Genomic DNA, 20,835 nt, shown 5'->3' with positions numbered 1-20,835 from the left:
TGATGACACGTTTTTTATTGAAATGAATCTGCAGGACTATTGCTCAGTCTTAAACAGGCAGTGCGGTAGTATATTTAATTTGCTCCATAGCAAAACTCGATGTTACGTCAGACAAATCAATTCCGTCTACCAGTCTCTTATAAAATACATCAAAGGCTTGCATGTCTGCTACTACTACTTTGAGCATATAGTCATATTCACCACTCATTCGATAGAATTCAACTATTTGTTCAATGTTTGTCGCGTGTTCCGCAAACTTCTTTAGCCAAGTAGAATCATGCTTAGAGGCTTTCACTTGTACAAAAACCGTCATACCTAAACCAATTTTTTCCGGATTTAGTAAGGCTACCCGTCGATCAATAACACCGATTTTTTCCAAAGACTGAATTCTGCGCCAACAAGGAGTGGTGCTTAACCCTATCTGCTCTGCAATATCTGCCACCGACTGAGTAGCGTCTTTTTGCAACAACCTTAGTATTTCACAATCTAATCTGTCCATAATTATTAATATCACCTAGCAAGGCATAAATAGAATAATTTTCTAACATATCAAATTTTTAAAGAATTATATGCAATTTTATTCCAAGTTTGCCATGGCAAACTATTGTGCAAACCAATTACTCAGAGTATTAACCTATGAACGCACACACAAACGTCTTATCAGAGAATATTACTGCAATTGAGAGCAACAACTCAGCGGCAATTATTTCTCCTAGGATATATGATGACATCACTCAAACCATAGGTAATACCCCCTTAGTGCGCCTGAATCGTTTGGCTGAAAAATACTCTTTGCAGGCGAACATTCTCGCCAAAATGGAATATTTTAACCCTGCGGGTTCAATTAAAGATCGCCCAGCAATGGCAATGATCGATGCACTGATTCAATCTAAAGACTTCAATGAGAAAACCGAAATTATCGAACCTACATCTGGAAACAATGGTGTAGCTTGCGCTTGGATTTGTGCGATGAAAGGTATTAAGTTGACCATAGTGATCCCTGAGCATATGTCTATTGAACGCCAGAAATTGATCAAACATTACGGCGCGCACCTAGTGACCACAGCCAAAGAATTAGGCACAAAAGGCGCCATAGACAAGGCTCGAGCAATGGTTCAAGACAACCCTAACGCTGTCATGTTAGATCAATTTGCGAATCAGGCTAATCCGACTATGCATTTTAATAGCACCGCACAAGAAATATGGCGAGATACTGCAGGCCAGGTTGATATTTTAGTGGCTGGTGTGGGAACAGGAGGTACCATCACCGGTATCGCTAAAGCTCTAAAAATACGCAACCCAAATATTCAAATCATTGCCGTTGAACCGGCTTCATGCCCGGTCTTAAGTCAAGGTTCAAAAGGTGTTCACAAAATACAAGGTTTAAGTTCGGGTCATGTTCCAGATGTTTTAAACGTAGATATTCTAGATGAAATTATTACTGTCACTGACCAAGATTCAATTCAATATGCACAAATGTTGGCGCAAGTTGAAGGATTACCAGTTGGAATTTCTTCAGGCGCCGCCGCTTGGGCAGCCATTAAGGTCGCACAAAGACAGCAAAATTCAGGAAAAAACATCGTTACTATTTTTGCAGATAACGCTGAACGCTATTTTAGTACTGAATTGTTTTTGGACTAACCTTATTGGTTTATACCCAAAGTAAATGTCGATAGATTTAAAAACACGCGGCAAAAACATGTTGAATTTTTCGTTTAGCACTGGGGCTTAAAAAGTCTTGCATGCGACTGAAAAGATCGACTAGTTCGCAACCATGTTCAGTGACAAAATCGGGATTGTTTAACGCTATTTCAGTTTCGTTGGCTGCGCTAAGTTCGCATAGTTGTTGTATTAGTTCATCTGATACAACAACTTTTTGATTAGTTATTCGATCGTAATAAACAGGACGCGCGATGTTTCCGAACTGCTTAAAAAAAGCATCCCTATCGCAGGCGAAGTAGTGGTAGACGATCTGTTCCGCTGCTTCGCCAATGACAGCTGCAACTTCATCTCTTTGGGTTAGATCAAAGACGTTGTGTGAAAATGCTAAGGTGCCATAGGCGGCGTGATACAAAGCAGCATTTTGCAAAATTTCTGATGCGTTCCACTCTTTCAACAAACACCGAGTACCTTCCAAATGTGCTATAAGTGAACCATCGACATGCTCAAATTCCCCAGCACCCAATTCTATCAAACGTCTAAATTTCTCATCCATAGCAACTCAATTTATCAAACTAGCTAACCAAGACTAATCGTATACTTGCTTATATAAGAGGTAAGCGCAATAGTTGCACCTACCTAAGGTATTGCAAATCCATTCATTGGAACTATTGGTATTTTAAGAATCGAGTATGTTAGGCTAATTTGCATATTAATTATTGTTAATCATTCGAGAATCTTTCAAGCATCAAGGTATTAGTCATTAGCATTTTTTAGATTCGTTCTTTTTAGGCCGACATTTTGGGGCGATGTTATGAGGCTATGTAATCAAACAACTGTCAATTTTTGAGGTGCAGAAAAGAGGTGCAGAAAAATGAACGGAAATTTGTATTTAGATGGCAACCCAACACCTAGAGCCGAATTTGAAATCAGATCAAAAAAGCTAGCCAACTTATTACAGGTTAAGGGGATTGAGGCAAATGATACCGTAGCGATTTTAATGCGCAACGACGTTAAATACTTAGAGGTTATTCAAGCCTGTCGATATCTAGGTTGTTACTTCGTCCCTCTGAACTGGCATTCGGTAACCACAGAAATTGAACATATAATCCAAGACTCACACGCCAAAGTATTGGTCGCCCACAAAGACCTAATAAAGCAACTTGAAAAATACAAGTTACCCGAAGTATTGTTGGCATTTTTCCCCACACCCAAGGAAGTGATAGACAACTATCCTATAGATTTACAGCAACCAAGCTGTACTGCAGACTTAGCCTTAGATATTGAGTTGTCATTGCAAACAACCCTGCCAATCGATTCTACTCCCAAACCTTTTAGAGGTATGTTTGCTTATACTTCTGGTAGTACTGGCAGACCAAAAGGCATAAAACGTAAAATAGATGATAGTGATACGGATAAATATGCAATCTATCAGGGGTTAGCTAAGTCCCTAATGCAATTAAGTTCCAGCGATAAGTTTTTTGTCGCGGCTCCTCTATACCATAGTGCTCCAAATACATTAAGTATCTGTTCCTTAGCGGCGTCTGAGGTAGCGCTTTTTATTGCAACCAAATTTGACCCAGAAGCTTTTTTATCCACTATCGACAAAAATAAAATCACCCATATTTATATTGTACCGACTATGATGATCAGGTTATTAAAGTTACCGCAAAACATCCGTGTAAAATATGACCTCAGCTCTCTAAAATTTGCGATATCTACGGGTTCTGCATGTCCAAGCGTCGTCAAGCTAGCGATGATTAACTGGTTTGGGCCAATATTTTATGAGTCCTACGGCGCCAGTGAAATTGGCTTTATGACTTTAATTTCCTCGGCTGAAGCGTTAAACAAGCCCGGCTCAGTTGGCAAGGTAGTACCTGGTGGTGACATCAAAATATTAAACGAATCTAAGCAGCAATTAGAGCAGTTACAATCAGGATTAATTTACGTACACCTGCCTATGTTTGGTGAGTTCGAATATACCAATTATGATGGCGAAAGTAGCGCCTACAAATATGAAAATTACGTGTCGGTCGGCGATATCGGATATTTAGATAACGAAAACTATTTGTTTATCAATGACCGTCAAAAGGACATGATCATCTCAGGCGGCGCCAATATTTTTCCGCTTGAAATAGAGTCTGTTCTCGTTCAGATGGATGAAATACTCGACTGTGCTATTTTTGGCATGCCAGATCCTGAATACGGTGAAAAAGTAGTCGCTGCAGTTCAATGCCATCCCACAACCAATATCACTTTAACGCAAATTCATGACTTTTTAGAAGGTAAGTTAGCGCGTTTTAAATACCCTAAAACACTTGAGATTCATAAGAAACTACCGCGGGAAGACAGCGGTAAAATTTTCAAGCAAAAATTGCGAAAAAGCTAAATCTTAGCTCACTCGATAACGAGTTTTTTATAACTCACTTTCTCAATGTCTGCTACTTCAACAGATAGGGTAATAGGTGACGTAAAATGGGTTTTGAGGTTTTCTGCCACTAAATAACTTAACTCTTTTTTCTGCTGATGATTTCTACCATGCAGAATTTTTAGTGTCAGGTGAACAAACGGCATATCTGATAAACCCGTTTGATAGTGCGCATATTCTATCGCCCTAATTTTAATAGATGACTCTTCAAAAAGCCCAGATGAAAATACGTAGCCGTGAACAGCAGTCATTAACTCATCGACGGAAATAGTCTGCTGTAGATTTTTAGAATATTCAATAATACAGTGAGGCATTGTAAATCCTAGTTTGGGTGGGGGCATTAATGAAAATAAGAGCTTATCATTTTGGTGAAGAACATCAAATATGGCAGCTTTTCTACCAAACGATTCATAAGGTCAATGCTGCTAATTATTCTCAAAAACAAATAGATGCATGGGCCCCAAACGATTTTGACCAACAGTTTTGGCAGGAAAAGCTCGCGGCGCTCGGTACATTTGTTTGTGTAAATTCCAGCGAGTTTCGAGGCAATAGCGATAAAAAGGACAGCACCATATTTGGCTACAGCGATTTGCAAAGTGACGGCTATATCGATCATTTTTTTTGCCACCATCAACATCAAGGTAAAGGTATCGGCAATGCTTTGATGGTGCATATTCACAGATTAGCTATAAACCGCGGAATAACTGAGCTTTCAGCTGATGTCAGTATCACGGCTTTGGACTTTTTCAAAAAATACGGATTTAAAATAGTGAAGAGTCAGAATGTGTTAATCAGAGGTCAAATATTGGGTAACTATAAAATGCGAAAATCCTTGTGATCATGAAGAGGCCGTATATTCAAAATATAAAATAATAAGACTCGCAACAGCGGTAAATAACAACACATAGCCATTGATACCGTAATGGTCACTGTCACGACGATTGCGACGACGCTTCATAATTAATACTGTCACACTGATAATTAAACACAGCGATAACAAAGCAGCTAAATACATAGTAAGCGTTTTAGACCAACCCTGACGTCCTTCTATACCCCAAAAAGCCTGCACTCCAGAGACAAAGTCTGGACGGGCATCATGAAAAACCAATAGCGCTCCAATAAACACAAACCAACCCAAAACGTTAAGAAAGACCATAGTTTGGAAAAACTTGTCTTTTTCTCTAGGAAACTTTCTTCTGTTTCGATTTGGTTTTACTGATTGCGTTAAATTTTTCATATGCTTAATAATACTAGCTTTATTGTCGATTTTTCTTGAGTCTAAGCGCTACCTGAGTAAGATTACACACCTTAAGAGATTAGCCAAGTAAACTGTATGTAGAAATACAGTCAATTTGTGTTGTTTTCGGCTGTATTCATAGTTTCAAGAGTATTTTTTGTCTCCATACGTGGCTTCCAGCAAAATTCAGTAAATTAGATTTTATCGATTGTACTTTTGTTTGCGCTTTGAAAAACAGTTTACACATTAAAATGATGACGGGAATTAAATCCCCAAAATTGGAGAGAAATAGATGGCGCACGCCCCGGTGGCAGACATTTTTGCCGGTAAATATTCAGTTGGTGACCAAGTGACAATTAAAGGGTGGGTAAGAACTCGCCGTGATTCAAAAGCAGGTTTATCTTTTATAGCCGTGCACGATGGTAGTTGTTTTGATCCTATTCAGGTAATTGCGCTTAGCAGCATTGAAAATTATAGCGATATCCAAAAACTCACTACTAGTTGCTCCCTTGTGGTGACTGGCTCGTTGAAAGAATCTCAAGGTCAAGGGCAATCCTTAGAAATAGAAGCTGAGACTGTTGAGATTATTGGCTGGGTAGAAAACCCAGACACATTTCCGATGGCGCCTAAACGCCACAGTATGGAATACCTACGCGAACATGCACATTTACGCGCACGTACCAACGTTGGCGGAGCAGTGACTCGTGTTCGTAACTGTTTATCTCAAGCGATTCATCGCTTTTTCTATGAACAAGGTTATTGCTGGGTAAGTACCCCAATATTAACCGCTAGCGATACCGAAGGCGCTGGTGAAATGTTCAGAGTGTCCACTTTAGATATGCTTAATATCCCCAAGACTGAATCGGGTGACGTGGATTACAGCCAAGACTTTTTTGGTAAAGAAACATTTTTAACTGTATCAGGTCAGTTAAACGGTGAAACTTATGCAACAGCCATGTCGAAGATTTATACTTTTGGCCCTACGTTCAGAGCTGAAAACTCCAACACAAGCCGCCATTTAGCTGAGTTTTGGATGATCGAGCCTGAAGTCGCTTTTGCTGATTTAGCGGATATTGCACAGCTTTCCGAAGACTTACTTAAATATGTTTTCAAGGCTGTTTTGGCTGAGCGTCCAGACGATATGGCGTTTTTTGCTCAGCGCATTAATAAAGACGCAATTTCGCGTTTAGAAAAAGTGATCGCTCAAGATTTTGTGCGTATGGACTACACTGACGCCATCGAAATATTACAAAACTGTGGTAAAAAGTTTGAGTTCCCTGTGAGCTGGGGCGTGGACTTGTCCTCTGAGCATGAACGTTATTTAGCCGAAGAACACGTTGGTGCCCCCATCATTATGCAAAATTACCCCAAAGACATTAAAGCGTTTTACATGCGTATTAATGACGACGGCAAAACGGTAGCGGCTATGGATGTATTAGCGCCAGGTATAGGTGAGATAATTGGTGGTTCACAACGTGAAGAACGCCTTGACGTATTTGATCGTCGTTTAGCTGAAATGAACCTTAGCCAAGAAGACTACAGCTGGTATCGTGATTTGCGTAAATACGGCACAGTACCCCACTCTGGGTTTGGTCTTGGGTTTGAACGTTTAGTTGCTTATGTCACAGGCATGCAGAATGTCCGCGATGTGATTGCATTCCCAAGAACACCGGGTAACGCAAATTATTAAACATTTGCAGTAGACAATTATTGCAAGTCGCTTTGTGAGTACTTCACAACAAAAAATCCCAGTTAGGTAGCTAACTGGGATTTTTTTAGTTTTCAAATTCTGATGTAGTACGATGATTTAGACCTCTTCATCTTGGCTAGTAGCAACCTGCTATAAACATACATATGAATTATCACGATATGTTCACTAATAAAATGTTGCAGCATATTGGTTTCGGTTAATGTTAATCCCATGTTAGAAGTTTGAAACATTAGGCATAAGGCACCTTTACAAATCGACCTGAGCAAACAACTTTGTTATCAACCTAAACCAGCAAAGTTGTAGATAATTTTTACCTTAGTGGAGAGTCAATAACAGTGAACAAATCAAAGCAACTTTTTACCCAAATTACTTCAGAAGGTCAGCTGGAAGTATCTCTAAAAGAACTCGACGTACCCGCACCTAAACCCCATGAAGTAATAGTACGTATTGAAGCGGCACCTATAAACCCATCTGACATGTGGCCTATGTTTGGCCCTGCTGATTTAACTGAAGCCAAATACGATGCCGACAAAAAACTCATGACGGCTCCTATTCATAAAGGTATGTTACCTCGAATAAAGTCGCGTTTAGATCAAGTGTTACCTATTGGCAATGAGGGCGCTGGTACAGTAGTGGCAACTGGCGACCACCCTGCAGCAAAAGCTTTGATGGGCAAAACAGTAGGGGTTTTATCGGGTGCTGTGTATAGCGAATTTTGCTGCGTACCAATGCAAGCTTGCATAGTACACAACGAAAACACCACGGCTAAAGAAGCGGCATCATCGTTTGTCAACCCATTAACGGCTTTAGGCATGGTCGAGACTATGCGAATGGAAGGTCATACAGGATTAGTTCATACCGCTGCAGCCTCAGCTTTAGGTCAAATGCTCAACAAAATTTGTCTAGCTGAAAACGTGCCTTTAGTGAATATAGTGCGTAATCAACAACAAACAGATATTTTGACCGAAATAGGTGCTAAGTATATTTGCGATTCATCTAGTCCTACTTTTAGAGTCGACTTATACAAAGCGATTGCAGCAACAGGCGCTACACTTGCTTTTGATGCGATTGGTGGTGGTGAGCTAGTAAGCGATATCTTAACCGCGATGGAAGCAGTAGGCAGCAAAGACGCTGTGGGCTTTAATACCTATGGTTCTGAAGCCAACAAACAAGTTTACATTTACGGTGGATTAGACTTTTCTCCTACCGTACTAAACCGAGCCTATGGTATGACATGGGGCATAGGTGGTTGGCTGTTAATGCGTTTCTTAGGTAAATTACAGCCTGAGCAAGTTGCGCAATTACATAAAAAAGTAGCCGATGAAATTAACACTACTTTTGCTTCTAACTTCACACAAGAGCTCAGTCTTGAAGAAGTTATGCAACCGCAGACTGTGCTTAAATACAATGCCAAAAAGACCGGTGAAAAATACCTAGTTAACCCAACTAAGGCGTAATTCACTCAGCAAATAAAAACGGGCGCCTAGTGCGCCCGTTTTTATTGAATTGAAATCAATTACCAAATTCGCACTCGGTCTTCTGGGGCCAAATACAAGGCATCTTCAGGTTTTACATCAAAGGCCTCGTACCAAGCATCGTGATTACGCGGTGCCAATGCACGATAACGACCCGGTGCATGTGTGCCACCTTTTAACTGAGATAACATACTTTGTTCGGTCCGCTTCTCACGCCATACTTGTGCCCACGCTAAGAAAAAACGTTGATCGCCAGTAACACCATCAATAACTGGCGCGTCTTTACCATTTAGACTCAACTTGTATGCATGGTACGCCATGGCTAATCCCCCCACATCTCCGATATTTTCGCCCAAACTATTTCTACCGTTAACAAAGTTTCCTGCAATTGGTTCATAGGCACTATATTGTGCAGCAAGGGCATCAGCTTTAGTTTCAAACGCAGCTCGGTCTCCATCAGTCCACCAATTTTGTTGAATGCCATTAGCGTCAGACTTAGAGCCTTGGTCATCAAAACCATGCCCCATTTCATGTCCAATTACCGCACCAATTCCGCCATAATTAACTGCGGGGTCGGCATTTGGGTCAAAAAACGGAGGCTGTAATATCGCAGCTGGGAAAACAATTTCATTAAACGAGCTATTGTAATACGCATTCACTCGTTGCGGTGCCATAGCCCAGCGATTTCGATCAGTTTTTTGTAACTCTTTAGCAACACTGTCTGCACGGAAAAACTCTCGCATTCGTAACACGTTGCCTACTAAATCGTCCGCTTTAATTTCTAAACCAGTGAAATCCTGCCAAACATCTGGATAACCAATTTTGGGTACGAATGCGCGCAGTTTTGCTTGTGCATTTTCTTTAGTTTGCTCTCCCATCCAATCCAAAGCTTCGATACGTTCACCTAAAGCTTTACGAAGGTTTTCCACTAAATCAGCCATTTGCGATTTTGAACTCGCTGGGAAATGTTTCTCTACATAGGTTTGACCTATTGCAAAACCTAAGGTTTGCGTGCCCGACATAGCGGCAATTGCCCTTTTCCAGCGAGGACGAGGTTGTTGTTGCCCATTAAGAGTTTTGCCAACAAAGTCGAAGTTTGCATTAAAAATATCATCACTCAAAAACGACGCATGATTGGAAATAGTATGGAACGTTAAATAGTTTTTCCATACATCTAAAGGTTGTTCCTTTATGACTCTTATTACTTCCTTAATAGGTTGAGGTTGCGAGACATTAAGGTGAGGTACTTTATATTGAGTTTGGGCGAGAAAGGTATCCCAATCGAATCCGTTGTAGGTATCTGTCAGATATTCTCGCTGTATTTGATTAAGTGATAAATCTCTATCACGTCGCTTCTCTCGAGGCCATTGCACTGCAGCAATTTTAGTTTCAAGTTCAAGAATCTGTTGCGCTTTTCTCGCTGTATCGGCGCTACCTGTAAATTCTAACATTTGTTCAATGTGGGCTAAATACGCTTTGCGAATTTCAACAAAACGCTCTGAATCCTCTAAATAGTATGAACGATCCGGTAAACCTAACCCCGCCACGCCAACCGACATTTGGTATTGATCAGGATCTAAACGGTTCAACCCCATTCTTGCTACGATTGGAGTTATCGAGCCATCTAACCAAGCACGACCAAAGGCTGCGGTTAAGGCACGTTTATTACCTATGTTACTGATTTTTTCTAGTATGTGAGAGATAGGCTTGAGGCCTTTAGCGTTCGCCGCTTCAAAATCCATATAAGCAGAATAAAAATCTGCAATCATTTGCTGTTCAGAATTCAAGTCACTGCCGCCAGTGATTTCCTCTATTAATTCTTTGATTTGCGTTTCACTGCGCTCAGCTAGCTTATCAAATGCCCCATAACGCGTTTTGTCACTTGGCATCTCAAAATTATCGTACCAGGTACCTCCAGCGTATTTAAAGAAGTCGTCGCCAGGTTTAATAGATTCGTCTCTTGCGTCTAACTCAACTCCGAAACTACCCAATTCAGCGGTATCCTTCTGCACGTCTGCAACGGCTGCATGAGTTTGTTGTTGCTCTCCCTGCTTACTGCACGCACTTAGTAAAAAAATTGATGCTATTGCAGTACTTATAATAGTTTTTTTCATTCTTATTCCATCTGTTGTTAAACGTTTTTTGACATATTGATAACGGTGATAACCTAAATTAGGTTCAGTGAAAAGTAAATAAACCACAAACCAAACCATTAAAACGTAAAGGTAATTATCTAGGCCTTTCAATTTATTCTTAGTTTCTAATCTCAACTTTTAATTCTGTATAGCTCAAAGTCACGCAATCTGTGGCTGTCACAGCGACTTATTTAGCATAATAATGAAGCTTTAAAATAAGGAGATACAATGACTTCACTTCAACTCGCATTATTTCAACAACAAAAAAGTAAAGCTCTACTCACTCAAGCTCAGCAGGCGGCGTTTTCCTATATAGATACGATATCAGAGCAGCGGGTTTTTCCTAACTCATCTGAGATAGAAAAGCTCGGCATTTTTGATGAGTCATTACCTAACAAAACAAGCGATCCCGCCTTAGTTATGGACTTACTTAAAACTATAGGCTCTCCCAATACAGTCGCGCAAACAGGAGGGCGTTATTTTGGATTTGTAAATGGCAATGCCCTACCCGTTACTTTAGCCGCCAAATGGTTGTCTGACATATGGGATCAAAATGCTGCTTTGGATGTGATGTCGCCCATCGCATCTAAATTGGAGAGTATTTGTGAGACCTGGCTACAACAGTTATTCGACCTACCTGAAAATACCGTAGCGGGCTTTGTCAGTGGTACTTCGATTGCGACACTGTCTGGTCTTGCTGCTGCACGATTTAGGCAATTGCAAAAACTAGGCTGGGATGTGAATCAACAAGGGTTATTTGCTGCGCCTAAGATTCGTTTAGTTCTAGGCAAACAAACTCATGGTACGGTAGCAAAAGCCATTAGTTTATTAGGTTTTGGACAACGCTCTATTGAATGGGTGGACTGTGACACACAGGGCAGAATGTTAGTTGAAAAAATCCCCCAGTTGGATAACAGTTGTATTTTAGTGTTACAAGCTGGCAATGTGAATTCGGGGGCATTTGATAATTTCACTGAAATCTGCGAATTGGCGAAAAAAGCCCGAGCTTGGGTGCATATTGATGGTGCATTTGGCTTATGGGCCAAAGCAACAAATACATTTTCCAAACAAACAAAAGGTATGCAGCTCGGGGATTCTTGGTCTGTTGATGCCCACAAAACACTCAACACACCTTATGATTGCGGTATTGTATTGTGTAAAGATTCTGAAGCTCTAACCAACGCCCTACATCAGCAAGGAAGTTATATTCAGTTTAGTGAAAAAAGAGATGGTTTATTGTACACCCCAGAAATGTCGAAACGGGCAAGAGCTGTCGAGCTGTGGGCCGCAATGAAATATCTAGGTCGAAGTGGTATTTCAGAATTAGTAGAACAACTGCATATTCACGCAAATCTGTTTGCTAGTTTATTAGCTGAAAACGAGTTTCAGGTATTAAATGATGTAGTCTTTAACCAAGTGATTTTAAGATATAAAACTGAGCAACTAACCCAACAAATCTTAACCTTAGTACAACAATCGGGAGAGTGTTGGTGCGGTGGTTCAATTTGGCAAGAACAACGGGTAATACGAATCAGTGTGTGTTCTTGGGCAACCACGGAGCAAGATGTAAGGCGTTCAGTCAAAACATTTGTTGCCGCGAGAAATCAAGTACTAGGAAAACAAAGTTGATACCCAAACCATCTGTGTATTTGAGGTGGTATGGGATAATTACTGAATTTTTAGCTAAATTGATGTTTAATAACTCGTCAGTTATTTATGACACCAACAACTTGATCAACCGTAAATTAACACTAAGTCCATAATGTCGAAGCCAACAATAATTATGTGCCATGAATGTCACTATAAAGTTAAGTTGCCTGAGTTGTCTCATAAGCAAGCAGCGATGTGCCCTCGATGTGGATTACAGTTAACCGTTTACCATCACAATGCGTCGCAGAAAATTATTGCCCTGGCTGCCACTTCCCTTATTTTTCTGTTTGCTTCCTTGCCCTTTGAATTTTTATCTTTTAGCAGCAGTGGCCAGTCTCAGTCTATTGATATTATTAGTAGTTTTTGGATTTTAGTTGAAAAAAACTATGGACTACTAGCATTAGTAGAGGCAATTGCGGTGTTAATACTTCCCGCTTTTGTTTTGATAAGTTTGTTGTATTTATTGGTCCCCCTGAGCCTAGGTTTTCGGCCTAAAAATGCCAAATGGTTGTTAGCACTTTTATTTAGATTGCTCCCTTGGACCATGGCTGAAATATTCATGATTGGAGTGTTAGTCAGCTTAATCAAAATCATGTCAATGGCTGACATTGGAATAGGTTTGTCTTTCTATGCATACCTGCTGTTTACCCTCTTTATGACGATTACCCTGTTATATGTAGATAAATATCAACTTCAACAATTACTGATCAACAATATTGTTGAAGAACATACACCAATTGACCGCAACCACAGTATTCAAACAACATGGGCTTTGTTATTCACTTCTATTTTGCTTTACGTCCCAGCCAATATATTACCTATAATGCATACCAATGTGCTAGGTACAGATGAGCCCAATACCATTCTCGGAGGCGTTATCATTCTTTGGAAAATGGGGTCATACCCTATCGCGATTATTATTTTTATCGCCAGTGTGTGTATCCCGGCGGCAAAAATAATTATATTGTGTTGGTTAAATTATTCAGTGCAAACCAAACAGCAACATGCTCTGCGTGAAAGAATATTTTGGTACAGATTCACCGAATTTGTGGGGCGCTGGTCGATGATAGATGTTTTTGTAGTGGCGGTATTGGTCAGCTTGATTCAACTAGGCAACATTATGAATATATTGCCAGGCCACGCCGCTCTGGCGTTTTGTGGTGTAGTAATCTGTACCATGCTAGCGGCGATGTCGTTTGACTCAAGACTTATTTGGTATAAGACACAAAAATTACAAGGAAACGAGAAACCAATATGAGCCAGGAACAGTCGCCCTCTACTTTACCTGAAGAAGCCATAGTGAAACCGGTTAGAACAGTTTCAAAGATTTGGCTAGTACCAATAGTAGCCTTGTTTATAGGCCTGTGGATGATTTATTACCAATGGAGCAATCAAGGGCAACTGATCACCATTCAGTTTAAAACCGCTACGGGTCTAGAGGCGGGAAAGACCAAAATTAAGACCCGTGACGTAGATATTGGCTTGGTCAGAAATATAGAGCTTTCTGAAGATTTAAGCGGAGTGTTAGTCACGGTCAGGATGGATAAAAAAGTGAGTCCCATTCTGCATGCTGATAATCAGTTTTGGATTGTTTCACCTCGCGTTTCCCTCAGTGGTATCTCTGGACTCGGCACTATTTTATCTGGTCCATATATTAATATGGCCCCTGGTATTAACCAAGAAATGAGTGATGAATTTGTGGCGCTTGACGCGCCACCTGTCACTCCTGCGGGCACCCCTGGATTACACGTTACCTTAAACAGCGAAAGTGAATTCGCATATAAAAAAGGCGATCCGGTCGTATATAAAGGTATAAAAGTGGGTGAGTTTGAAGACATCCATTTTAATTTCGAGGAACGGATTGTGTATTACAATACTTTCATTGAAGCCCCCTATCATAAGCTGATTACTTCTAACACTAAGTTTTGGGATATCAGTGGCGTGCAAATGGAATTGGGGGCCAGTGGAGTCAAAGTTAGTACCGGTAGTTTAGAAACCTTACTTACCAATGGTGTGACTTTTGGTATTCCTGAAGGCATGCCTGTAGGTGAACAAATCGAGGAACGCAGTTTTTTTGATATTCACCCCAATTACGCTTCAGCTTCAGAGGAACGTTTTAAATTCAATGCTCAATACGTAATCCTCGTTAAAGACACGATCCGTGGACTTCAGGTAGGGGCCCCTGTGGAGTACAGGGGCGTAATTGTTGGCAAAGTTTTGTCTATTAATTCACTAGAAAACACCCAAGAAGACCTCCTAAAACAAGGTTATGACATCCCTGTCGTTATCAGTATTCAACCTGGTCGAATACAACAACCAGACAATGCCGAGGGTATCGCTTTTATTCGCAAACAAACCAGCCTGTGGATTGAACAGGGGTTTCGAGCCACTCTAAAAACAGGCAACCTTTTGACAGGTGCGTTGTTCGTAGACTTACAGCATTATCCAGACGCTCCGCATTTTGTAGCTCAACAACACAATGGGTATGAAGTGATACCGACCATAACTGGAGAGTTTTCAGAAATCACCTCAAAAGTGACCGCGATATTAGACAACATCAATGAAATCAAATTAAAAGACTTGTCCGACAATGCCAATACAATGCTGTCGCAAATCTCTCAAACAGCACAATCACTGCAAACTACTGCGAACGCTGTGGAGAGCTTGCTATCGTCAGTGCAACAAGATCAAATAAGCAGCACTTTAGCTGAAACGTTAGCAAACATTTCTAACTTAACCCGTGATTATTCGGCTGACTCAGACACGTACAAAGAGCTCAACCACACTATGCGGTCACTACAAGGCATCATCCAAGAGTTACAACCATTGTTGATGCAGCTAAATAGCAAACCTAACAGTTTGATTTTTACTAATGGTGATGGAACAAGGTTAATTCCTAAGGCTAAGCAAACCAACAAAAATGAGGCAACAAAATAAAATGAAAGCAATCACTATTTGTTTATGTATGTTGTTACTCAGTTGCACCTCTGAGCCACTCAATGTGCGCTACTACTTATTGCATACTCCCGTAAATAAAGTGCTTCCCCAAAGCGATACGACAAAACCGGTAGCCGTTTTACAATCGTTAAAAGTTGCAGACTATTTACGGCAATCAAGTTTAGTATTACAAGTCGATGACCATGAACTCCATTTCTCTCGCCAAGACGTGTGGGCTGAGAAATTACAGTCCGCTTTTTATAACGCATTGCTGCAAGACCTAAATAACAAAGGTCAGCGTAATTATCTTGCCTCATCTGCGCCAGAGGCGACGGTTGCCAACACTGTAATTAAGGTTCAATTAAATCATTTTCATGCTACCGACACCTCAAAGGTCGTCAGTTCTGGGCGTTATTGGCTAACGGCTAATAACGCCATTAAAGATAGCAATAAAACGCTTGTCACATCAGCGCATTCATTCTATTTTGAATCAGACTTAACACAGGACGGTTATTCACATGGAGTCGAACAACTCCGTAAGTTAATTGGCAAATTAGCGAATCAAATTGAAAAGGATATTGCGGCTTTGGTGAATAGTTAAATGGGATTTATGGATTTTAAAAGGTTTATTCAGAATCATTTAAATACTGGCGTGGTGCAAAGCAACAATCCAGAAACAAATCAACAAATTTTTATCGCCAATTTATTTAGTTTTATTGGTTACACTGTCACCTTTCTAATGGGTGTAAGTGCTTGTATAAGACATGATTGGTTGCTCGGTTCGGTCCTACTCATTGCTTGCGCCGCTTTTTTTACTTCACACCTAATCCTACGTTCAAAACGATTTGAAAACCCTTATAAAGTATCCGCCAATTTAGTTACCTCTTCGCTCATGATACTTATGCTGTATCTCGTATTTACCGGTGGGGTCAACGGCACTGGACCGCTATGGATTTACATTGTGCCACCTGTAGCGTTATTTTTTGGGGGAATGCGTAAAGGTACTCGAAACCTTGGTATCTTTGTTTTAGTGATCAGTGCTTTGATGTTTTATCCTAATAACGAATGGCTGGGCACTGTTTACACTTTTGAATTTAAGTCTAGATTAATTTACTCATTTTTGACTGTTTCATGTCTGTTTGCGCTTTACGAATATGTCAGGAAAAACTCTTTTCAGCGCATCAAAGAAATGAGTCAAAAATTCGAAAAACAAGCCATGTGCGACCCTCTATCAGGTCTATTAAATCGCCGTGGAATGCGGGAAAAGCTCCAAAATGAGTTTGACCGAAGCCAGCGTTACAAAAACGATTTAACCTTAATGATGTGTGATATTGACCACTTCAAGGTGGTGAACGACAAATATGGTCACGACAAAGGTGATGAAGTGATAAAAAGTTTAGGCCTTAATTTACAAGCTGGATTGCGTAAACAGGACTCACTTGCAAGATGGGGAGGCGAAGAGTACTTATTTTTATTGCCAGAAACCAATGGTGAACATGCAATGCAATTGGCAGAAAAGTTACGCAAAAAAGTAGCTGATACACAATTCAAACAAAATGATAAACTTTTCAGAGTAACCATTAGCATTGGCATACATCAAATTGCGACCACTGATACCATCAACCAAGCCATCACTAAAGCAGATACCAACCTATACAAAGCCAAAGAGCAAGGCCGCAACCGCTGCATCATTGATTAAGCGATGTATTTAACAAAGGCTTATTCGAACATTAATTCTAAGGTAAAACATTCACTCCATGCGTAGCAACCGTAACCCTATCGATGCAGACACGCCAATCAACTGGCGCATATTTTCCCAGTTGTGGCCTTACTTAACTGAATTCAAGGTCAGAGTTGGCCTCGCCCTGTTATGCTTAGTAGCCGCTAAAACCGCAAGTATTTATTTACCCTTTATTCTCAAATATACCGTTGATGAGCTAAATGATACCTCGTCGACAAATGGCATTTTATTAGTCCCTTTTGGCTTAATTGCAGCCTACGGTTTATTGCGCCTAGCTAATGTTTTGTTTGGCGAGATCAGAGATACACTTTTTGGCAGGGTAACCGAACGTGCCATGCGCCGCTTAGGAATTCAAGTGTTTCGACACTTACACAATTTAGACTTAGAGTTTCACCTAAATAGGCAAACAGGAGGACTATCCAGAGACATAGAACGGGGCACCAGTGGCATCAGTTTTCTAATGCGTTTTTTAGTGTTTAACATTGTCCCCACTTTGTTCGAAATTGCCGTTGTTATTGGTGTATTGTTCTACAACTATGGTGTCAGTTTTGCGCTGATAATACTAGTGTCAGTAATTTGTTACGTAAGCTTTTCGGTTAAAGCAACAGACTGGCGTACCAAGTATGTTCGCGAAGTTAACCAAGCAGACTCCAGCAGCAATTCACGAGCAATCGACAGTTTACTCAACTACGAAACAGTTAAATATTTTAATAATGAAAACTATGAAGCAAATAGATATGACTCTGACCTAGCTGATTGGGAAACCGCTAGGCGTAAAAACCGTTTATCCTTGTTTGCATTAAATGGTGGTCAAGCGTCAATTATCGCCATTGCGATGACTAGTATGATGGCATTGGCAGCCTACAATGTCGCCCAAGGAAACATGACTATTGGTGACTTTGTATTGATCAATGCGTTTACCATGCAAATCTTCATGCCTTTGAACTTTTTGGGGTTTGTATACCGAGAGATTCGTGGCTCATTAGCCAATATAGAGAATCTGTTCAACCTCTTAAATAAACGTCCCAAAGTGACTATTGATGAAAATGCTAACGATTTAATTGTTAGCCAAGGAAAGATTACTTTTGAGCATATACAATTTAGTTACCGCCCCGACCGCACTATTTTAGAGGATGTCAGTTTTGAAATTCTACCTGGCCAAAAAGTCGCGGTAGTAGGTGAAAGTGGCTCAGGCAAGTCAACTTTAGTAAAACTCTTATTCAGATTTTACGATGCAAATAAAGGTAAGATTAGTATCGACGGCCAAGACATTAGTACTGTCAATCAACACTCTTTACGTAAAACCATTGGAATTGTCCCCCAAGATACTGTGTTATTTAATGACACTATTTTAGAAAATGTACGTTATGGCCGCCCAGATGCCACTAACGAAGAAGTACAACAGGCGATCGATTTAGCCCATCTTCGTGGTTTTATTAGCTCTCTACCCCAAGGTGAAAAAACCACAGTTGGCGAACGAGGACTTAAACTCTCGGGGGGTGAAAAACAACGAGTTGCCATTGCACGAACCATATTAAAACGCCCACCTATCATGGTTTTTGACGAAGCCACTTCGTCTCTGGACAGCCAATCAGAGCAAGCCATATTAGCTGCGATAAAAGAGATATCACAAGGCCATACAAGTTTGGTGATAGCCCACCGTTTATCAACTATCGTAGATGCAGATAAGATTGTAGTCATGGCTCAAGGCAAGATCCTCGAACAAGGTAATCATCAGCAATTATTACAAATAAACGGCGCCTATAAAAAATTGTGGGACACTCAGCAAAACAACCAACACAGCGAGACTAACCTTGGATAATCAAGCGTTACTAGATGCCATAAACCAAACTATGCCCTTTGGAAAATATGCAGGAAGGAAACTGCTCAACTTACCCGAACCTTACCTAGTTTGGTTTAACAACAAAGGGTTTCCCGAGGGGAAACTAGGGCAACAATTGGCGTTAATACATGAAGTGAAAGTCAATGGCCTTGAATCTATGTTGGCTCCCCTGTTACGAGATGATTAATGCCTAGTCTTAACAAAACAAGACGTTTGAGAAACAACAATCAAACAGTCCAGCAACAACATATTGACCAACAAATCCTGTCTTTACATAAAGCCATGGGTGAGAAACTTTTAGCAAATCATCACTATATTTCACAAGTAGTGAATACCATACAAGTTCGCTACGAATCTGGAAAAATGCGCCATGGCGCTTACCTATTTTGGTCAAGTTTATTGGAATATGTTGAGCACCCCACTTTATTTATGACTACCCTACTCGAAAATTCACCTACTGTTACCAAATACCGCCGACAAACACCTTTAGTTGGCATTCTTACTGAAGAAGAGCGTCAAGAAGTGATTAACCGGCAAATAGGTTCGCTATCTATTTATTAGCTACCAACTATTACAAATGAGGTGATAAGCCTCTTCGGTATTAATTAAATGACAACATACTTTTGAAGCAATATCTAAAATCAAAACAAAGATACACTATAAATTGGATATGCCTTTGTTTTAAAACTTAATTATATTTATACTAGCGGCGCAAAATCTCCGGATAAATTGTAACCTAACGGAATCCAAACTTTTGACAAGAAATATTCAGTACCTTGGTTTAGTGTTGCTACTCGTGATTTGTTCCCACTCATTAGTTTACGCTGCAGGCGCATCGGTTCGCTTTGAACATCTATCGATTGAAAATGGACTTCCCCAAAGTAGTGCAAAAGCAATATTACAAGACAGGTTAGGGTTTCTATGGGTTGGAACTGAAGAAGGACTGGCGCGTTACGACGGATATGAGTTTAAGGTTTTCAAAAAGGATTTAGAGAATTCCCAATCTCTCTCCAATAATTATATAACCGTTATTTATGAAGATTTACAAGGCTATATATGGGTTGGAACGCGGGGCGGTGGTCTCAACCGATTTGATCCTGCGACCGAACAGTTTACCCATTTCGTACATAAAGCATCAGAACCCACTAGCCTAAGTAATGATACCATCCACGCGATAACACAAGATAGACAAGGAAACATTTGGGTTGGAACCGATAACGGCGGCCTAAATCGCTTTGATCCTTTAACCGACCAGTTTACCCAATATCGTCATCAGGCAACCAATGCCAATAGTTTAAGTCATGATTCAGTGAGTGTCATAACTGAAGATCAACAGGGTAACCTTTGGATAGGAACCTGGTCCGGTGGCCTTAATCTTTTTCATCCTGAAACTGAACAATTTACACATTTTCGCCATCAAGCAATAAATCCGGATAGTTTAAGTAATAATGCCGTCAGTGCTATTGTCGAAGACAAACGGGGTAACCTTTGGCTTGGCACTAAAGGTGGTGGCCTGAATTATTTTAATCTACGCACCCAGAAATTCACTCACTTTCGCCATGAAAGCAACAACCCCAACAGTTTGAGTCATGATGAAATCGATGAAATTGTTCAGGACAAAAACGGCAACCTATGGCTAGGAACGCTTGGTGGCGGTCTTAATCATTTAGACATAAAGAGTAAACAATTTACTCATCATCGTCATCAAACAACAAACCTCAATAGTTTGAGTAATGATTTAGTTCGAGCCATTATTTATGATCAACAAGGAAATCTTTGGGTAGGAACGGATGGGGGTGGTCTTAGTCGCTTAAATTCTCTTACCGAGCAATTTACCCATTACCGCCATTACGATAAAGTCCCGCAGAGTTTAAGTAATAATATTGTTCGAGCCATTATGCAAGACCAGCAAGGCATATTGTGGGTCGGTACATGGGGAGGAGGCCTCAATCGCTTTAATTCAACGACCAAACAATTTGCGCACTACAAACATGACAAGAACAGCCCCATCAGTTTGAG

The 20,835-nt window shown here is 40.5% G+C and carries 19 protein-coding genes; 14 read left to right on the top strand and 5 right to left on the bottom strand.

What is annotated here, in order from left to right; genetic code table 11:
- Positions 1–49: 49 nt before the first annotated feature.
- Positions 50–499, bottom strand: a complete 450-nt coding sequence (locus tag KO534_RS06080; protein ID WP_215928460.1) for an Lrp/AsnC family transcriptional regulator — start codon at positions 497–499, stop codon at positions 50–52.
- Between the two features lie 137 nt (positions 500–636).
- Here KO534_RS06080 and cysK point away from each other — a divergent pair, with 137 nt between their 5' ends.
- The gene (gene cysK / locus KO534_RS06075) at positions 637–1,641 is read left to right on the top strand and encodes a cysteine synthase A (protein ID WP_215928458.1); all 1,005 of its coding nucleotides are present in this window, start codon (positions 637–639) and stop codon (positions 1,639–1,641) included.
- Between the two features lie 37 nt (positions 1,642–1,678).
- Here cysK and KO534_RS06070 read toward each other — a convergent pair whose 3' ends face one another.
- Entirely contained in the window at positions 1,679–2,215 is a 537-nt protein-coding gene (locus KO534_RS06070) for a DUF6817 domain-containing protein (RefSeq protein ID WP_215928455.1), read from the bottom strand.
- A 318-nt stretch (positions 2,216–2,533) separates the two neighbouring features.
- Between KO534_RS06070 and KO534_RS06065 the strand changes: the two genes are divergently transcribed.
- The gene (locus KO534_RS06065) at positions 2,534–4,048 is read left to right on the top strand and encodes an AMP-binding protein (protein WP_215928452.1); all 1,515 of its coding nucleotides are present in this window, start codon (positions 2,534–2,536) and stop codon (positions 4,046–4,048) included.
- Between the two features lie 8 nt (positions 4,049–4,056).
- Here KO534_RS06065 and KO534_RS06060 read toward each other — a convergent pair whose 3' ends face one another.
- Positions 4,057–4,401 carry a 5-carboxymethyl-2-hydroxymuconate Delta-isomerase gene (locus KO534_RS06060; RefSeq protein ID WP_215928450.1) on the bottom strand — a complete coding sequence of 115 codons (345 nt, stop codon included), beginning with the start codon at positions 4,399–4,401 and terminating at the stop codon, positions 4,057–4,059.
- Between the two features lie 29 nt (positions 4,402–4,430).
- Here KO534_RS06060 and KO534_RS06055 point away from each other — a divergent pair, with 29 nt between their 5' ends.
- Entirely contained in the window at positions 4,431–4,925 is a 495-nt protein-coding gene (locus KO534_RS06055; RefSeq protein ID WP_215928448.1) for a GNAT family N-acetyltransferase, read from the top strand.
- Here the strand turns inward: KO534_RS06055 and KO534_RS06050 are convergent, their stop codons facing one another.
- Positions 4,926–5,324 carry a hypothetical protein gene (locus tag KO534_RS06050; protein WP_252731986.1) on the bottom strand — a complete coding sequence of 133 codons (399 nt, stop codon included), beginning with the start codon at positions 5,322–5,324 and terminating at the stop codon, positions 4,926–4,928.
- 292 nt (positions 5,325–5,616) lie between these two features.
- On the opposite strand from KO534_RS06050, the gene asnS reads away from it, so the two are divergent.
- Together asnS and KO534_RS06040 are read left to right on the top strand one after the other, a co-directional pair.
- Positions 5,617–7,014 carry an asparagine--tRNA ligase gene (asnS, locus tag KO534_RS06045; RefSeq protein WP_215928446.1) on the top strand — a complete coding sequence of 466 codons (1,398 nt, stop codon included), beginning with the start codon at positions 5,617–5,619 and terminating at the stop codon, positions 7,012–7,014.
- Positions 7,015–7,370: 356 nt separating this feature from the next.
- Positions 7,371–8,492 carry a zinc-binding dehydrogenase gene (locus tag KO534_RS06040; RefSeq protein ID WP_215928444.1) on the top strand — a complete coding sequence of 374 codons (1,122 nt, stop codon included), beginning with the start codon at positions 7,371–7,373 and terminating at the stop codon, positions 8,490–8,492.
- Positions 8,493–8,551: 59 nt separating this feature from the next.
- On the opposite strand, the gene KO534_RS06035 is transcribed toward KO534_RS06040, so the two are convergent.
- Positions 8,552–10,624 carry a M13 family metallopeptidase gene (locus tag KO534_RS06035; RefSeq protein WP_215928442.1) on the bottom strand — a complete coding sequence of 691 codons (2,073 nt, stop codon included), beginning with the start codon at positions 10,622–10,624 and terminating at the stop codon, positions 8,552–8,554.
- A gap of 249 nt (positions 10,625–10,873) precedes the next feature.
- On the opposite strand from KO534_RS06035, the gene KO534_RS06030 reads away from it, so the two are divergent.
- The 9 genes from KO534_RS06030 to KO534_RS05990 all read left to right on the top strand — a co-directional run.
- Positions 10,874–12,274, top strand: a complete 1,401-nt coding sequence (locus KO534_RS06030) for a pyridoxal phosphate-dependent decarboxylase family protein (RefSeq protein WP_215928440.1) — start codon at positions 10,874–10,876, stop codon at positions 12,272–12,274.
- Positions 12,275–12,407: 133 nt separating this feature from the next.
- Positions 12,408–13,553: a paraquat-inducible protein A gene (locus tag KO534_RS06025; protein WP_215928438.1), complete on the top strand. Its 1,146-nt coding sequence runs from the start codon at positions 12,408–12,410 to the stop codon at positions 13,551–13,553.
- Complete coding sequence (pqiB, locus tag KO534_RS06020; RefSeq protein ID WP_215928436.1) at positions 13,550–15,232, top strand: intermembrane transport protein PqiB; 1,683 nt, start codon at positions 13,550–13,552, stop codon at positions 15,230–15,232. Before KO534_RS06025 ends, pqiB begins: the two co-directional genes overlap by 4 nt.
- A 1-nt stretch (position 15,233) precedes the next feature.
- The gene (locus KO534_RS06015) at positions 15,234–15,833 is read left to right on the top strand and encodes a PqiC family protein (protein WP_215928434.1); all 600 of its coding nucleotides are present in this window, start codon (positions 15,234–15,236) and stop codon (positions 15,831–15,833) included.
- Between the two features lie 9 nt (positions 15,834–15,842).
- Positions 15,843–16,931, top strand: a complete 1,089-nt coding sequence (locus KO534_RS06010; protein WP_215928431.1) for a GGDEF domain-containing protein — start codon at positions 15,843–15,845, stop codon at positions 16,929–16,931.
- A 58-nt stretch (positions 16,932–16,989) separates the two neighbouring features.
- Positions 16,990–18,795 (top strand): ABCB family ABC transporter ATP-binding protein/permease, encoded by a 1,806-nt coding sequence (locus tag KO534_RS06005; protein ID WP_215928427.1) that lies wholly within the window; start codon positions 16,990–16,992, stop codon positions 18,793–18,795.
- On the top strand, positions 18,788–19,003 hold the full coding sequence (locus tag KO534_RS06000) for a DUF3820 family protein (protein ID WP_215928424.1): 216 nt from the start codon (positions 18,788–18,790) through the stop codon (positions 19,001–19,003). Before KO534_RS06005 ends, KO534_RS06000 begins: the two co-directional genes overlap by 8 nt.
- Positions 19,003–19,377: a hypothetical protein gene (locus KO534_RS05995; protein ID WP_215928422.1), complete on the top strand. Its 375-nt coding sequence runs from the start codon at positions 19,003–19,005 to the stop codon at positions 19,375–19,377. Before KO534_RS06000 ends, KO534_RS05995 begins: the two co-directional genes overlap by 1 nt.
- Positions 19,378–19,570: 193 nt before the next feature.
- Positions 19,571–20,835 (top strand): ligand-binding sensor domain-containing protein (locus KO534_RS05990; protein WP_289848756.1); only part of this gene is annotated, 1,265 nt, incomplete at its 3' end.

This window comes from Paraglaciecola arctica (genome assembly GCF_018861065.1).
Taxonomy (GTDB): Bacteria; Pseudomonadota; Gammaproteobacteria; order Enterobacterales; family Alteromonadaceae; genus Paraglaciecola; species Paraglaciecola arctica_B.
Note: the sequence above shows the minus strand (reverse complement) of the source record. Positions and strands in the feature narration are given on the sequence as shown.

Excerpts from the sequence above, each read along its gene's own strand:
- KO534_RS06080 (WP_215928460.1), bottom strand. The coding sequence starts at position 499 with ATGGACAGATTAGATTGTGAAATACTAAGGTTGTTGCAAAAAGACGCT.
- cysK (WP_215928458.1), top strand. The coding sequence starts at position 637 with ATGAACGCACACACAAACGTCTTATCAGAGAATATTACTGCAATTGAG.
- KO534_RS06070 (WP_215928455.1), bottom strand. The coding sequence starts at position 2,215 with ATGGATGAGAAATTTAGACGTTTGATAGAATTGGGTGCTGGGGAATTT.
- KO534_RS06065 (WP_215928452.1), top strand. The coding sequence starts at position 2,534 with ATGAACGGAAATTTGTATTTAGATGGCAACCCAACACCTAGAGCCGAA.
- KO534_RS06060 (WP_215928450.1), bottom strand. The coding sequence starts at position 4,401 with ATGCCTCACTGTATTATTGAATATTCTAAAAATCTACAGCAGACTATT.
- KO534_RS06055 (WP_215928448.1), top strand. The coding sequence starts at position 4,431 with ATGAAAATAAGAGCTTATCATTTTGGTGAAGAACATCAAATATGGCAG.
- KO534_RS06050 (WP_252731986.1), bottom strand. The coding sequence starts at position 5,324 with ATGAAAAATTTAACGCAATCAGTAAAACCAAATCGAAACAGAAGAAAG.
- asnS (WP_215928446.1), top strand. The coding sequence starts at position 5,617 with ATGGCGCACGCCCCGGTGGCAGACATTTTTGCCGGTAAATATTCAGTT.
- KO534_RS06035 (WP_215928442.1), bottom strand. The coding sequence starts at position 10,624 with ATGAAAAAAACTATTATAAGTACTGCAATAGCATCAATTTTTTTACTA.
- KO534_RS06030 (WP_215928440.1), top strand. The coding sequence starts at position 10,874 with ATGACTTCACTTCAACTCGCATTATTTCAACAACAAAAAAGTAAAGCT.
- KO534_RS06025 (WP_215928438.1), top strand. The coding sequence starts at position 12,408 with ATGTCGAAGCCAACAATAATTATGTGCCATGAATGTCACTATAAAGTT.
- pqiB (WP_215928436.1), top strand. The coding sequence starts at position 13,550 with ATGAGCCAGGAACAGTCGCCCTCTACTTTACCTGAAGAAGCCATAGTG.
- KO534_RS06015 (WP_215928434.1), top strand. The coding sequence starts at position 15,234 with ATGAAAGCAATCACTATTTGTTTATGTATGTTGTTACTCAGTTGCACC.
- KO534_RS06010 (WP_215928431.1), top strand. The coding sequence starts at position 15,843 with ATGGATTTTAAAAGGTTTATTCAGAATCATTTAAATACTGGCGTGGTG.
- KO534_RS06005 (WP_215928427.1), top strand. The coding sequence starts at position 16,990 with ATGCGTAGCAACCGTAACCCTATCGATGCAGACACGCCAATCAACTGG.
- KO534_RS05995 (WP_215928422.1), top strand. The coding sequence starts at position 19,003 with ATGCCTAGTCTTAACAAAACAAGACGTTTGAGAAACAACAATCAAACA.